General features: G+C 60.4%; 14 protein-coding genes. 3 read left to right on the top strand and 11 right to left on the bottom strand.

The features are described 5' to 3' along the window. Positions 1-41: 41 nt before the first annotated feature. From OC605_RS20255 to kdgD, 5 genes are all read right to left on the bottom strand, one after another. Positions 42-983, bottom strand: coding sequence for an AEC family transporter (locus tag OC605_RS20255; protein WP_262139082.1), 942 nt, complete (start codon positions 981-983; stop codon positions 42-44). A 207-nt stretch (positions 984-1,190) separates the two neighbouring features. After that, positions 1,191-2,744, bottom strand: a complete 1,554-nt coding sequence (gene garD, locus OC605_RS20250; RefSeq protein WP_016771706.1) for a galactarate dehydratase — start codon at positions 2,742-2,744, stop codon at positions 1,191-1,193. 11 nt (positions 2,745-2,755) lie between these two features. Then, positions 2,756-4,117 (bottom strand): MFS transporter, encoded by a 1,362-nt coding sequence (locus OC605_RS20245; RefSeq protein ID WP_262139080.1) that lies wholly within the window; start codon positions 4,115-4,117, stop codon positions 2,756-2,758. 153 nt (positions 4,118-4,270) lie between these two features. Then, the gene (locus OC605_RS20240; RefSeq protein ID WP_410056010.1) at positions 4,271-5,743 is read right to left on the bottom strand and encodes an aldehyde dehydrogenase family protein; all 1,473 of its coding nucleotides are present in this window, start codon (positions 5,741-5,743) and stop codon (positions 4,271-4,273) included. 44 nt (positions 5,744-5,787) lie between these two features. After that, a complete protein-coding gene (gene kdgD, locus OC605_RS20235; protein WP_016771708.1) occupies positions 5,788-6,699 on the bottom strand; it encodes a 5-dehydro-4-deoxyglucarate dehydratase in 912 nt (303 codons plus the stop codon). Between the two features lie 298 nt (positions 6,700-6,997). Between kdgD and OC605_RS20230 the strand changes: the two genes are divergently transcribed. Together OC605_RS20230 and OC605_RS20225 are read left to right on the top strand one after the other, a co-directional pair. Next, positions 6,998-7,378, top strand: a complete 381-nt coding sequence (locus tag OC605_RS20230; RefSeq protein WP_262139077.1) for a hypothetical protein — start codon at positions 6,998-7,000, stop codon at positions 7,376-7,378. A gap of 150 nt (positions 7,379-7,528) precedes the next feature. Then, positions 7,529-7,882 (top strand): hypothetical protein, encoded by a 354-nt coding sequence (locus OC605_RS20225; protein ID WP_262139075.1) that lies wholly within the window; start codon positions 7,529-7,531, stop codon positions 7,880-7,882. A 9-nt stretch (positions 7,883-7,891) separates the two neighbouring features. On the opposite strand, the gene OC605_RS20220 is transcribed toward OC605_RS20225, so the two are convergent. The 4 genes from OC605_RS20220 to OC605_RS20205 form a co-directional block, all read right to left on the bottom strand. Next, on the bottom strand, positions 7,892-8,638 hold the full coding sequence (locus OC605_RS20220; protein ID WP_024011597.1) for a FadR/GntR family transcriptional regulator: 747 nt from the start codon (positions 8,636-8,638) through the stop codon (positions 7,892-7,894). A 186-nt stretch (positions 8,639-8,824) separates the two neighbouring features. Continuing rightward, entirely contained in the window at positions 8,825-10,552 is a 1,728-nt protein-coding gene (locus OC605_RS20215; RefSeq protein WP_262139073.1) for an ABC transporter ATP-binding protein/permease, read from the bottom strand. Positions 10,553-10,648: 96 nt separating this feature from the next. Beyond that, positions 10,649-11,209 carry a response regulator transcription factor gene (locus OC605_RS20210; protein WP_262139071.1) on the bottom strand — a complete coding sequence of 187 codons (561 nt, stop codon included), beginning with the start codon at positions 11,207-11,209 and terminating at the stop codon, positions 10,649-10,651. Next, positions 11,202-12,464, bottom strand: coding sequence for an ATP-binding protein (locus tag OC605_RS20205; RefSeq protein ID WP_212615312.1), 1,263 nt, complete (start codon positions 12,462-12,464; stop codon positions 11,202-11,204). The genes OC605_RS20210 and OC605_RS20205 overlap by 8 nt, the downstream gene beginning before the upstream one ends. A gap of 359 nt (positions 12,465-12,823) precedes the next feature. On the opposite strand from OC605_RS20205, the gene OC605_RS20200 reads away from it, so the two are divergent. After that, positions 12,824-13,591: an SIMPL domain-containing protein gene (locus tag OC605_RS20200; RefSeq protein ID WP_262139066.1), complete on the top strand. Its 768-nt coding sequence runs from the start codon at positions 12,824-12,826 to the stop codon at positions 13,589-13,591. A gap of 169 nt (positions 13,592-13,760) precedes the next feature. On the opposite strand, the gene OC605_RS20195 is transcribed toward OC605_RS20200, so the two are convergent. Together OC605_RS20195 and OC605_RS20190 are read right to left on the bottom strand one after the other, a co-directional pair. Next, positions 13,761-14,123, bottom strand: coding sequence for a DUF6124 family protein (locus tag OC605_RS20195; RefSeq protein WP_016771715.1), 363 nt, complete (start codon positions 14,121-14,123; stop codon positions 13,761-13,763). A 382-nt stretch (positions 14,124-14,505) separates the two neighbouring features. Further along, the coding region (locus OC605_RS20190) for a hypothetical protein (protein ID WP_262139064.1) at positions 14,506-14,721 on the bottom strand (216 nt) is incomplete at its 5' end.

Below are 14,721 nucleotides of genomic sequence, written 5' to 3'. Positions count from 1 at the left end.
CTGCTCGCGAAGAGGCCCTGGCAGACACCGCAAATCCTTGGTCAGATCCACCCACCCCACTGCAACACAAAGATCCCGACATTGGTGGTGATCGCCGCCATCAACGTGGTCATCACGATAATCGCCGCTGCCAGCTCATGATTGCCCTGCGCTGCCCGGGCCATGACGAAACTTGCCGCCGCCGTCGGGCTGCCAAAGTAGAGAAACAGAATCCCCAGTTCCGCACCGCGAAAGCCCCACAACCACGCGCCCACGGTTGCCAGTAACGGCAGACCGACCATCTTCACCAGGCTGGAGCTGAGCGCCATCTTGCCGCTCTTGCGCAGCGCCGCCAGTGACAGCGTGCCACCGATACAAATCAGCGCCAGCGGCAACGTGGTCTGCGCCAGATACTGGCCGGAGGTTTCCAGCCAGCCCGGCAAACCGATCTTGAAATAGGCGAACGGCGCCGCCGAAATCACGCTGATGATCAGCGGGTTGCTGAACACGCTTTTGCAGATGCTCCACGGATCGGACTTGATCACCGGGCTGTACACCGCCAGCACGATGGTCGACAGCGTGTTGTAGAACAGGATCACCAGCGCCGCGAGAATCGCCCCGAGGGAAATGCCGTAATCGCCGTACATGCTCGCCGCCAGCGCCAGACCTATCACGCCGTTGTTGCCGCGAAACGCGCCCTGGGTGTAGATGCCGCGATCTTCACGCGGACACTTGAAAATCGCCCAGCCCCAGGCCACGGCGAAACTCACCAGGGTCGCGAGGGAAAAGTAGATGAATAGCGAGGGTTGCAGTGCGGCGTGCAGGTCAGCGTGGAGGATGCCGAGGAACAGCAGCGCCGGCATGGTCACGTTGAACACCAGCGACGAGGCGGTGTGGATGAAGTTGTCGTTGATCCAGTCGATGCGCTTGAGCAGCACACCGAGAAACAGCATGGCAAACACCGGCGCGGTGATGTTCAGGGTTTCAAGAAAGATTGCCAGCATGCCGGAGAGCCTTGGGTGAGCGTCGATAGGGGGCTAATGATAAGCCACTTTCACCCTGATCGTTCCCACGCTCTGCGTGGGAACGATCACAGGCACCGCAAGTCCTCCGGCGTCTGGCAGATCGCATTCGCGAGCAGGCTCGCTCCCACATTTGCAATGCATATCCCTGTGGGAGCGAGCCTGCTCGCGAAGAACGATGACGCGGTCTCAGGTAATCGGCGCCGGGTTGAACAAGGTGATGTCGTTATGCAGCTTGTGCTTCTCCGCCCAGGTCTGTTGCTTGCCACTGGCAACATCCAGGTAATAGTGAAACAACTCCCAGCCGAGTTCTTCGATGGTCGCGCGCCCGGTAGCAATGCGGCCGGCGTCGATGTCGATCAGGTCCGGCCAGCGCTGCGCCAGTTCAGTCCGCGTCGATACCTTGACCACCGGCGCCATGGCCAGCCCGTAAGGCGTGCCGCGACCGGTGGTGAACACGTGCAGGTTCATCCCCGCCGCCAGTTGCAGCGTACCGCAGACAAAATCGCTGGCCGGCGTCGCGCAGAAAATCAGGCCCTTGTGCTTGAAGCGCTCGCCCGGGCCGAGCACGCCATTGATCGCGCTGCTGCCGGACTTGACGATCGAGCCCAAGGACTTCTCGACAATGTTCGACAACCCGCCCTTCTTGTTGCCCGGCGTGGTGTTGGCGCTGCGATCGGCTTCGCCCTTGGCCAGGTAACGGTCGTACCAGTCCATCTCGCGCACCAGCTCTTCGGCGACGGTTTGCGTTTGCGCCCGTGAGGTCAGCAGGTAGATCGCATCGCGCACTTCGGTGACTTCGGAAAACATCACCGTCGCCCCCGCTCGCAGCAGCAAGTCCGAGGCATAACCCAGCGCCGGGTTGGCGGTGATGCCGGAGAACGCATCGCTGCCGCCGCACTGCATACCGAGAATCAGCTCGGAGGCCGGCACGGTTTCGCGGCGGCGCTGGTCGAGTTTCTTCAAGCGCACTTCGGCCAGTTCCATGATCTGTTCGATCATTTCGGTAAAGCCATGACTGGAATCCTGCAAGCGGTACAGCCACGGATCGCTGAGATCCACCGAGGCATCGTCCTCGTGCATCACTTGCCCGGCCTGCAATTTTTCGCAGCCCAGACCGATCACCAGTGCTTCGCCACCCAGGTTCGGGTTGCGCGCCAGATTGCGCACGGTACGAATCGGGATGTAGGCGTCGGTGGCGGTAATCGCCACACCGCAGCCATAGCTGTGGGTCAGCGCCACCACGTCATCGACGTGCGGGTACTTCGGCAGCAGCTCTTCCTTGATGCGCTTGACCGCATGATCAAGCACGCCGGTGACGCACTGCACGGTGGTGGTGATGCCGAGAATGTTGCGCGTGCCGACGGTGCCGTCGGCGTTGCGATACCCCTCGAACGTGAAGCCTTCCAGCGGTGCCTGCGCATCCGGCACATCGGTGGACAGCGGCAAGCTGTCCAGCGGCGGCGCGGTCGGCATGCGCAGTTGATCTTCCTTGACCCAACTGCCGCGGCGGATTGGCTGCAACGCGTAACCAATGATCTGCCCGTAACGAATCACCGGGCCGCCTTCGGGAATATCCTCCAAGGTGACCTTGTGGCTCTGCGGTACGAAATCCAAGGTGACCAGGCCGTCGGCGAACTCGGTACCGGCCGGTACGCCCTGATCGTTGACCACCACTACAACGTTGTCCCGCTCGTGCAGGCGGATGTAGCGCGGCGAGTCGGAATGTTCAATCAACTGCATGACGCCGCTCCTCAGGAATGCGCTTGAGACAAATTGCCGGTGGCTTCAACGCCGCCGCTGGTTGGCGGCTCTTTCAAGACCACACGCTTGATCGGGCCGACGATAACCAGATAGCTGAACACCGCGACCAGTGCGTTGGCGCCGACAAACACCAGCGCCCACTTGAACGAGCCGGTGGAGCTGATGATGTAACCGATGACGATCGGCGTGGTGATCGAAGCGATGTTGCCGAAGGTGTTGAACAGGCCACCGCTCAGACCGGCGATCTGTTTCGGCGAAGTGTCGGAAACCACCGCCCAGCCCAGTGCGCCAACGCCTTTGCCGAAGAATGCCAGAGCCATGAAGCCCACGACCATCCATTCCACGTCAACATAGTTGCACGCGACGATGCTGCTCGACACCAGCAGGCCGGCGATGATCGGCGCCTTGCGGGCGAAGGTCAGTGAATGGCCCTTGCGCAGCAGGTAGTCGGAAATCACCCCGCCGAGCACGCCGCCGATAAAGCCGCAGATCGCCGGCAACGAAGCGATGAAACCGGCCTTGAGAATGGTCATGCCACGCTCTTGCACCAGATACACCGGGAACCAGGTCAGGAAGAAATAGGTGATGCCGTTGATGCAGTACTGGCCCAGATACACGCCCAGCATCATGCGGTTGGTCAGCAGCTGACGGATGTAATCCCACTTCGGACCGTCGGACTTCTTGCCCTTCTGATCCATGTCGACCATGCCGCCGTTGTCAGCGATGTGCTTGAACTCGGCCTCGTTGACCCGTGGGTGTTCGCGCGGGCTGTAGATGACTTTCAGCCACACCAGCGAGAACACGATACCGAGGATACCCATGACGATGAACACGTGCTCCCAGCCGAAGCTGTAGACGATCCAGCCCATCAACGGCGCGAACAGCACGGTGGCAAAGTATTGCGCCGAGTTGAAGATCGCCGAAGCGGTGCCGCGTTCAGCGGTCGGAAACCACGCCGCCACGATTCGCGCGTTGCCGGGGAACGATGGCGCTTCCGCCAGGCCCACGAGGAAACGCAGCATGAACAGCGCAACCACTGCCGTGGACATGCCGAATTCACCGACAAAGCCTTGCAGCACGGTGAACAGCGACCAGGTGAAAATGCTCAGGGCATAGACTTTTTTCGAGCCGAAGCGATCGAGCAGCCAGCCACCGGGAATTTGCCCGGCAACGTAGGCCCAACCGAATGCGGAGAAGATGTAGCCGAGGGTAACGGCGTCGATGCCAAGATCCTTTTGCAGGCTGGAGCCGGCAATGGCGATCGTGGCACGGTCGGCGTAGTTGATCGTGGTCACCAGAAACAGCATGAGCAGGATCAAATAGCGGACGTGAGTCGGCTTGGAGGATTGCATGCAGATGTACTCCCACTGATTATTTTTATGCGGGTAAAACATTCTTTGGTCTTTGTGGGAGCTGGCTTGCCAGCGATGGCATCAGCGCGGCGTGCCTGCAGCACCGCGTTGCCTGAATCGCTGGCAAGCCAGCTCCCACAGGTATTGCGTGTATCAGGAACCGATGTAGGCAGTCTTCACGACCGTGTAGAACTCTTGTGCATAGCGGCCCTGCTCACGGGAGCCGTAGGACGAGCCTTTACGCCCGCCGAACGGTACGTGGTAATCCACACCGGCGGTCGGCAGATTGACCATCACCATCCCGGCCTGAGAGTGGCGCTTGAAGTGGTTGGCGTACTTCAGCGAGGTGGTGGCGATGCCGGCCGACAAGCCGAATTCGGTGTCGTTGGCCATTGCCAGCGCAGCTTCGTAATCAGCCACACGAACAATGTTGGCCACCGGGCCGAAAATTTCTTCGCGGCTGATGCGCATCGACGCTTCACTGTCGGCAAACAAGGTTGGTGCGAGGAAGTAGCCTTCGGTATCGCAGGTCACCACACCACCGCCGCTGACCAGACGTGCACCTTCGGACTGGCCGATGTCGATGTACTTCATGTCCTGTTCAAGCTGCGCCTGGGAAACCACCGGACCGATGTCGGTGCCGGCTTTCAGCGCGTGGCCGACCTTGATCGACTTCATGCGCTCGGCCATCGCTTCAACGAACTTGTCGTGGATGCCAGCGGTGACGATCAGACGGCTCGACGCTGTGCAGCGCTGGCCGGTGGAGTAGAACGCGCTCTGCACCGACAGCTCGACCGCTTGCTTGAGGTCGGCGTCGTCGAGAATGATCTGCGGGTTCTTGCCGCCCATTTCCAGCTGCACCTTGGCCTGGCGCGAAACGCAGTTGACCGCGATCTGACGACCCACGCCCACCGAACCGGTGAAGCTGATGCCGTCGACTTTCGGGCTGTTGACCAACGCCTCGCCAACCACGCGACCGCTGCCCATTACCAGGTTGAACACACCGGCCGGGAAGCCCGCGCGGGAAATGATTTCCGCCAGCGCCCAGGCGCAGCCCGGCACCAGATCGGCAGGCTTGAGTACGACGCAGTTGCCATAGGCCAGGGCCGGAGCAATTTTCCACGCCGGGATGGCGATCGGGAAGTTCCACGGGGTGATCAGACCGACCACGCCCAGCGCTTCACGGGTGACTTCGACGTTGACGCCCGGGCGTACCGACGGCACGTAGTCACCGGACAGGCGCAGGCATTCGCCGGCGAAGAACTTGAAAATATTGCCGGCGCGGGTCACTTCACCGATCGCTTCCGGCAGGGTCTTGCCCTCTTCACGGGCCAACAGCGTGCCGAGCTCTTCGCGACGGGCGAGGATCTCGCTGCCGACTTTATCCAGCGAATCGTGACGGGCCTGAATGCCCGAAGTGGAATACGCCGGGAACGCAGCGCGGGCGGCGTCGATGGCGGCGTTGACCTGGGTCAGGTCAGCCTTGGCGTAATCGCCGATGGTGTCGCTGAGTTCGGACGGGTTGATGTTGGCCGAGTAATCGGCACCGGCGACCCATTCGCCATTGATGTAGTTGTCGTAGCGTTTTGCAGTTGTCACAGGGCAGCCCTCAACTCTAAAAGCCATCACGCAAAAAGCCGCTGATTGCTCAGCGGCCTCGCTTTTCTCGTTTACTGCGCGCCTTGCTTGTCGATCAGCGCGGCGAGCATTTCGTACTCTTCGCCGGTCAGGTCGGTCAGCGGCGCACGCACCGGACCTGCGTCATAGCCGGCGATTTTTGCACCTGCCTTGACGATACTCACGGCGTAACCGGCCTTGCGGTTGCGGATGTCCAGATACGGCAGGAAGAAGTCGTCGATGATCTTGCCGACGGTGGCATGATCTTCGCGAGCGATCGCGTGGTAGAAGTCCATCGCGGTTTTCGGGATGAAGTTGAACACCGCCGAGGAGTAGACCGGCACGCCCAACGCCTTGTAGGCAGCGGCGTAGACTTCAGCGGTCGGCAGACCACCCAGGTAGCTGAAGCGATCACCGAGGCGGCGACGGATCGACACCATCAACTCGATATCGCCCAGGCCATCCTTGTAGCCGATCAGGTTCGGGCAGCGCTCGGCCAGACGTTCCAGCAGCGGCGCGTTGAGGCGGCAAACGTTGCGGTTGTAGACGACCACGCCGATCTTCACCGATTTGCACACGGCTTCAACGTGGGCGGCAACACCGTCCTGGCTCGCTTCGGTCAGGTAGTGCGGCAGCAGCAACAGGCCTTTGGCGCCCAGACGCTCGGCTTCCTGAGCGTATTCGATGGCCTGGCGGGTCGAACCACCGACGCCGGCGAGGATCGGCACGCTGGTTGCGCAGGTGTCGACGGCAGTCTTGATGATTTCCGAGTATTCGCTGGCGGCCAGGGAGAAGAACTCACCGGTGCCGCCGGCGGCGAACAGAGCCGAAGCGCCATACGGAGCCAGCCATTCCAGGCGTTTGATGTAGCCCGCGCGGTTGAAATCGCCTTGCGCGTTGAAATCGGTCACCGGGAAAGACAGCAGGCCGGCAGAGAGGATGGACTTCAGTTCTTGTGGATTCATTATTCGAACACCCTGGTAGCAACGTTTTATTGTGAGTGGACCGTTCAGCCTTCGCCGAAGTTGTAGGTCATCGTACAACTTAAAAAATAACCGTCAACTGCATTTCATCGTTGGCAGGGCTTTTTTGTCCGACAAAATCGCTGTCTATGCTTCTGGAAATCGCTGGAAGGCCCGTCCTTGAAGCATTTTCTCGCGGAAATATCTCGTCTGGATTCGTTTAATTCTGAGAGGACCAGCGGCTCGTAAAGTACGTCGACTGCCACGAAGGATCGTGGCGGACCACTCAAAGGAAGCCGCTATGTCGATTCCTTTTGCCGCCCCCACCCTCACCCACGTCGCCCCTGCGCAAGACGACTGCGTGACACTTCAGCTCTCGCAACTGCCGGACATCCTCACCGTGCAGGTGCCGGATTCCAGCGATTTCGCAGCAAACTGGAGCGTCTACGCGATCCTCGGCAGCGATGGTGAGGAACCCGAATGGGAAGGTGATGAGGTGGACACTGGCGCCTGGGACGACGCCGAGGATGAAATGGAAAAGCTGCTCGACATCGAGGTGCAGCTGCCCAAAGAAGCGCTGCAACCGTACCTGGGCCGCGAGGTGGAGCTGAGGTACAAGTTTCGCGATGAATCGAGTATGGAGCCGTATTCGCGGGCGTTGAGGTTGCGGGTTGAGGCGTAAGCATTTCCGCGTTTGAGGCCTGACCGTTGGTCGGGACTGGTATTTCTTACAGGTGCGGCCACGTATTCGTCAGTTCTTAAATGGTTGCGCATGGATGCTGTTGGGCGCCCGTGCCTTAACTATTCATTGCTGACCAAAAGGATCTTGAAGATGACAGCTAAAACAAGCTCGTTACCCGCCCCCCAATTTTCACAAGCGGTGAACGGCGTACTCAAGCTCAGCGAAATCCAGGAGTCGACCGAAGCCGTGGTCCCGGTATATACAGGGTCGGAGGTCGGAGACTCCATCAGGCTTTTGCTCAGGACCACTCACGGGGGTGAGCACACCTATACCCTCAGTGTATCGACCCCCCCTGGTGACGCCGCCTTTCTATTCCAAATCCCGAAGGACCATCTTGCCCTACTTGCAGTGGCGGGCGACCGCGCGTTTCTGAAGTATGAGGTCACCAAACAGAGCGGCAATATTGGACCTTCGGCTGAAATAGACGTCGGTCTGGAACCTTAACTCGTAACCTTATCCCTGCGCCTGCGCCTCTTCATGGGCCTGGCGCAGTCTTTCGCGGCTGTTGGTCAGGTGCAACCGCATCGCGGCGCGGGCAGCATCGGAATCCTGACGGGCAATCGCGTCGTAGATTTCTTCGTGCTCACGGCTCAGGCGGCCCATGTAGTGTTGCTGATCATCGTGGGCCAGGCGCGCCGAGTTCAGCCGGGTACGCGGAATGATGCTGGTGCCCAGGTGCGTCATGATGTCGGTGAAGTAGCGGTTGCCGGTGGACAGGGCGATTTCCAGGTGGAAAGCGAAGTCTGACGACACCGCATCGCTGGCATGGGAAGCGCTTTCGTTCAAGGCGTCGAGGGCGGCGCGCATGGTTGCCAGTTGCTCGGGGCTGCGGCGCTGCGCGGCGAGGCCGGCGGATTCGACTTCGAGGCTGATGCGCAATTCGAGAATCGCCAGCACGTCACGCAGGGTGACGACGGTGGCCGGATCGATACGGAAACCGCTCGGGCTTGGCGTGTCGAGAACAAAGGTGCCGATGCCGTGGCGGGTTTCCACCTGACCGGCGGCCTGCAGACGGGAAATCGCCTCGCGCACCACAGTGCGGCTGACGCCATGGGCTTCCATGATTGCCGACTCGGTGGGCAATTTGTCGCCACGCTTGAGCAGGCCATCACGGATCTGCTCGCTCAACACCGTCACCAATTCCTGGGCGAGGCTGCGGCGCTTGCGGGGGAGGCGCGGGGTGTCGATCAGCTTTTCCATGGTCTGCATCTTGTCTCGAAAGTTCGGCTTGGCGCCATCATAGCTCAAGCGGGTTGTACGATCACCGGGCAGATCACATTACCCCACTGTGGGAGCGAGCCTGCTCGCGAAAGCGGTGGTTCAGACGACAGATTCGTCGACCAAGACGGCCCCTTCGCGAGCAGGCTCGCTCCCACAGGTGAGTGTTCAGACAGTTATGGCCTGTTCGACCAGACGACCGCTGTCGATCCGCACATGCCGTGGATGGAATCGTTTCAAACTGCTTCGGTGACCGACGCTGACGATGCTCAGACCCGGAATCTCGTCGATCAACGCTTGATACAAGGTCGCCTCGTCCTCTTCATCCATCGCCGATGTAGCCTCGTCCATGTACAGCCATTGCGGTGAATAAAGGAGTGCGCGGGCGAAGGCCAGGCGTTGCTGTTCACCCGGCGAGAGCATGCGCTGCCAGTGATTGGCTTCATCCAGCCGCCCAACCAAGTGCGGCAGACGACAGGTTTCCAGCACCTGTGCATAACGCTCCGGCGTGTAAGTGTCGCCCGGTTGTGGATAACTCAACGCTTCACGCAATGTGCCGATCGGCAGATAAGGCTTCTGCGGCAGGAACAGATAACGCGCCGCCGGCAAACGAATATTGCCGTGCCCCGCCGGCCACAAATGCCCCATCGCACGCAGCAGTGTCGACTTGCCGCTGCCGGAACGGCCGCTGAGCATCACGCGCTCACCCGGTTCAACGGTCATGTCAGCGTCGGTCAGCAGGTGACGACCATCGGCCAGATCCAGGCCGAGGTTGTGCACCTGCAACTCACTGCCCTGATTCTGCACGTCGATGGCCGGGGTGCGTTGTTCGTTGTCGCTCATGGCCTGACGGAAACTCAGCAAACGATCACAGGTGGCGCGCCACGCGGCGAGATCCGAGTAGGCGGTGATGAACCAGCTGAAATTCTCCTGCACGTTGCCGAACGCCGAGTTGATTTGCATCAGCTCGCCCAGTTCGATCTTGCCGGACAGATAGCGCGGTGCGGCGACGACAAACGGGAAAATGATTGCGATCTGACCGTAACCGGAGGTGAAGAACGTCAGGCGCTTGGACACGCGCATGATGTCCCAGAAATTGTGCCAGACCAGCCCGAAGCGGTTGCTCAGGCGGCGGTTCTCATTCGGTTCGCCGTTGTACAAGGCGATGCTTTCCGCGTTCTCACGCACGCGCACCATGGAAAAACGCAGGTCTGCTTCGAAGCGTTGTTGCTTGTTGTTCAGACCGATCAGACGGCGACCGATCAAATGCGTCAGCCAACTGCCCACCGCCGCATACAACAGCGCACACCAGAACATGTAGCCGGGAATTTCGATGCCGAACACTTCGATACTGCCCGACACGCCCCACAAAATGATCGAGAACGACACCAGACTGACAATCGTGCGCAGCAGCCCGAGGCCCAGGCTCAGGGTGTTGGCGGTGTAAGTGTTGAGGTCTTCGGAAATCCGCTGGTCGGGGTTATCGGTATAACCGCCCTGCTCCAGCTGATAGTAATTCTTGTGGTCTAGCCAACGCTTGAAGTGCTTTTCGGTCAGCCAAGCCCGCCAGCGGATCGTCAGCATCTGCGTCAGATACAAGCGATACACCGCGCCGAGAATCGCCACCGTCGCGATGCCGCAGAAATACAGGATCAACTGCCAGAACGCGGCTTCATCCTTTCTCTGCAAAGCGTTGTAGAAATCCTTGTACCAACTGTTGATCCACACCGAGATCGCTACGCTGAACAGCGTCAGCGCAATTACGGCAATCAGCAACGTCCAGGCCTTGCCCTTCTCTTCGCTGCGCCAGTAAGGCGTGGTCATCGCCCAGACTTTGCGAAAAAACTGCCCGCGCACAGCATCGTTGACCGCGGAATATTCAGCGTTCTGATTCATGGATAAGGCTCGATAGTAAAAAGAACGGACACGCGCCGATCATAGATGATCGGCGCGTTTTATCGCGAGGGCTGGCGATAGTCGTTCAGCGCAGGTTCAGCGACGAACCGGACGCTTCTGCAATTTGCGCTGCAAGGTGCGGCGGTGCATGCCCAGCGCGCGGGCCGTGGCGGAAATGTTGCCTTCGTGCTCGGTGAGCACGCGCTGGATGTGCTCCCATTGCAGACGATCGACCGACATCGGGTTTTCCGGCACCAGACTGTCGAGGTCGGCATGCTCGGACAGCAGCGCGGCCAGCACGTCGTCGGCATCGGCGGGCTTGCACAGGGAGTTGCAGGCGCCACGCTTGATCGCCTCGACCGCCGTGGCAATGCTCGAATAACCGGTGAGGATCACCACGCGCATTTCCGGATCGAGTTCCAGCAGCTTGGGCAGCAGGACCAGACCGGAATCGCCGTCCATTTTCAGGTCCAGCGCGGCATAGTCAGGCAGATCGGCCTGGGCGATGGTCAGGCCTTCTTCCGCAGAACCGGCAGTGCTGACGCGAAAGCCGCGGCGGGCCATGGCGCGGGCCATGACGCGGGTGAAGGTCGCGTCGTCGTCGACCAGCAGCAGATGCGGCAGTTCTTCGCCTTCGACTTGGATTTCGTCACTCATGTTGGTCTCCTCGGGCGCCGTGGGGCAGGCGCAGCTCGGTGAGCGTGCCGCCTTCCTCATGACTATAGAGTTTCACTGAGCCGCCGGCGCGTGTCACGCTGGCCTTGCTCAAAAACAGGCCCAGGCCGAAACCTTTGCCCTTGGTGGTAAAAAACGGTTTGCCGATCTGCTCGGCGATGGCCAGCGGCACACCCGCGCCGTGGTCGCGAATGCTGATCGTCAAAGTCTCTGCGTCCCAGTCCAGCGTCACCTGGAGGTTTTCCGGGCAGGCGTCGGCTGCATTGTTGAGCAGATTCAGCAACGCCTGGGTCAGATCCGGCGGCGGCGCCATGCGCGGCACCGCACCCTGGCCGAGACGCTGGAAGCGATAACTGGCTTCCGGGCGCATCAGGTGCCAACGGTTCAACGCCTCGTCGAGCCAGTCGGTAACGTCCTGCATCTCCACCGCCAGACGCCGATTGGCCTCAGCGGCGCGGACCAGTTGCTGCAAGGTTTCCTTGCACAGCTTGACCTGATCCTGCAGCACTTTCAGATCGTCCTGCAGCAACGCATCGGGGTGATCCTGCTGCATTTCCTTGAGCAACACGCTCATGGTCGCCAGCGGCGTACCCAGCTCATGCGCCGCACCGGCGGCCTGGGTCGCAACGGCGAGCAGCTGCTGATCGCGCAGACCTTCTTCGCGGCGAATCGCGCGCAATTCTTCCTGCCGGCGCAGCTCTTCAGCCATACGCGCGGCGAAGAACGTGATGACCGCAGCAGCCAGGGCAAAGCTCAGCCACATGCCGTAGATCTGCAGATTCTCACGGGCGACCGGCAGGGTTTCCAGCGGATAGAAACGCGTCAGCATTACGGTGTACAGCGCCAGCGCGATACCGGACAGAATCACCGAATAACGCCACGGCAGCGTCACCGCCGCGATCGTCAGCGGCACCAGATAATAGGAAACGAACGGGTTGGTCGAACCGCCGGAGAAATACAGCAGCGCACTGTGAATCACCAGATCGCAGGCCAGTTGCAGCGCGTATTCGAGCTCGGTCACCGGCCACGATGTGCGCAGGCGCACGGCAGTGAACACGCAGAGCAGAATCGAACAGCCCAGGGTCATCGCCAATTGCACCCACGGCAATGGCAACAATTGCAGCCAGTAGGCCAGGCCCACGGACCCGGCCTGCGCGGCGAGCACCAGGGTGCGGATGAAAGTCAGCCGCCAGAGGTTCTGGCGAGTGGCGGAAGTCAGTTGTACGGGGGCGAGCATGAGCTCTCCTGATGAGCGCTCCAGGCGGATCGCACGGAGTATAACCAAGGCGCGGGGTTCAGAGGCGAAAGTGCGGCAAACGACCACATGGCGACGATGGAGAATTCATCTGAGTTGAAGAAGATGCCGAGGGCTATTGGAGATGAATTGTGGCGAGGGGATTTATCCCCGCTGGGTGGCGGAGCCGCCCCCAAATCATGCGACCTCATTTAACCAGACACACCGCATCAGCAGGATTTGCGACTGCTGCGCAGCCGAACGGGGATAAATCCCCTCGCCACAGAAGCAATCCCCACTGCGCGCAGGTATCTGTATAGAAGTTGTAACTGGGCGAACCGGATTATAGAAGTTAGAGTCTGATGGTTCACGCAGGCCGCGACCCATCACCTGCGCCTCATTCAAGGAGCCTTCATGCCACATTTCGCCGCAGCGCCGCCCTCCTCGCTCTGACCGTCGGCAGCGTCGCCAGCCTTCCGGCGCTGGCCGCCGATGAGCTGCACTACAACCAGAATTCCCTGCGCGCCGAAGTCAGCCAGGAAGTGGCCCGCGACCAGATGATCGTGACGCTCTATACCGAAGAGCAGAACACCGACCCGGCCAAACTCGCCGCCGCCATCAGCACCACCATGAACAAGGCCACCGCCCAGGCCAAACAAGTCAAAGACATCACCCTGCGCACGGGCAGCCGCAACAGCTATCCGATCTACGACACCAAAGGCCAGAAGATCACCGGCTGGCGCGAACGCGCCGAACTGCGCCTGGAAAGCACCGACTTCGCCGCCCTGTCCAAACTCACCGGCGAGTTGCTGACCGAGCTGAAAATGGGCGGCATGGACTTCGCCATCGCCGACCCGACCCGCAAGGCCAGCGAAGACCAGTTGCTCAAAGAAGCCGTCACCGCCTTCAAGACCCGCGCCCAACTGGCCACCGACGCCCTGGGCGGCAAGGGTTACAAAATCGTCAACCTGAATCTCAACAGCAACGGTTACCCACAACCGTACCTGCGCGCGCCGATGATGATGAAAGCCGCGGCCATGGATTCCGCGCCGGTGACGCCTGAAGTCGAAGGAGGCACCAGCCAGGTCAGCATGACCGCTGATGGCTCGATTGAAGTGTTGATGCAGTGATTTGAGCTTGGCTGAATGAAAGACCGGCAATCAGTAAATGGTTGCCGGTTTTTTTGTGCCTGGGTTTTGTAGTGAATGATCCACCGCTATCGCTGGCAAGCCAGCTCCCACAGGTTGAACGCATTTGAATGTGGGAGCGAGCCTGCTCGCGAAGAACGATAGCGCGGTTTCAAGCGTGCGGATCAACCCGATCCAGCGCCCGGTTCACCGCCAGCTCCGCCAGCATGATGATCTGCTGAATCGCCAGCGCCGTATTGCGCTGCGGCCGACCAAGCTGATCGGCGAAATCGCTGGCCAGCGTATTGGCTGAAGCAAGGGACTCACAGGCGTGAGCCAGCAGGCTTTCGGTGTCGATGTCGGGCTGGACCAGAAACATCGTGCTGGGCGGATGGGGTTTGCCGGGTGGCGGGCAGAGATAGAAATCGAGGGCACGCTTGATGGCTTCGCGGTTCTTCGCGAGATCGTCGGCGCGCAGCGCGGCTTCAAGGGGGGTTGAGGTTTCTTCGGGTGGGTCGGGGACTGGTTTGGTCATTAAATAGCCCTACTTTGCTAAATGAACGCCATCACCTGCCGTTTCTCACGCGGCGAAGTGGGTGGCAACTATGTGCGGGGTGAGAAACCGGAAAAATAGGAAAACCGGCCAGACCGAAGTCTGCCCGCACACAGTCGCCATATCGCTATTGCAGACAACTGAAGAGCTGGCGGCAATTATGCGGACATGCGCACTGAATCACTAATTTTCCGGGTTCTCACACCCGATCGCTGAACAACCAGCGACGACCCAAGCCTAGAGAGCGGACGTCCGACGGACAACCTGAAAACCTTGTGGGAAGGTTCGGGTTATTGGGCATCGGAATTAAACAAACTCAATCCCTCGGAGCCCTGGACGTGCCGCATCGCTAGCAGGCTCACTCCTACAAAAGCCAAGGCAAAGCAGCGCAGCTGCCCGCGGCGAAGCCGCCCCACTCCACAATGAGCGCAAGCTCGAGTACCGCTTTTGATCTTGATCCACCGGCGACGTCGGAAGGCTGAGTGGAGGGATTGATCCGGGCGTGGGAGCGCAGCGACCGTTCGACGAAGTCGAACACAGCGGAAGGAGGTGCAGCGAAGCAAACCGTAGCCGCTGCGCC

This window comes from Pseudomonas sp. Marseille-Q5117, from assembly GCF_946901175.1.
GTDB classification, from domain to species: domain Bacteria; phylum Pseudomonadota; class Gammaproteobacteria; order Pseudomonadales; family Pseudomonadaceae; genus Aquipseudomonas; species Aquipseudomonas iranensis.
The sequence above is the reverse complement of the archived record's forward strand: the minus strand, read 5'-3'. Positions and strand labels throughout refer to the sequence as shown.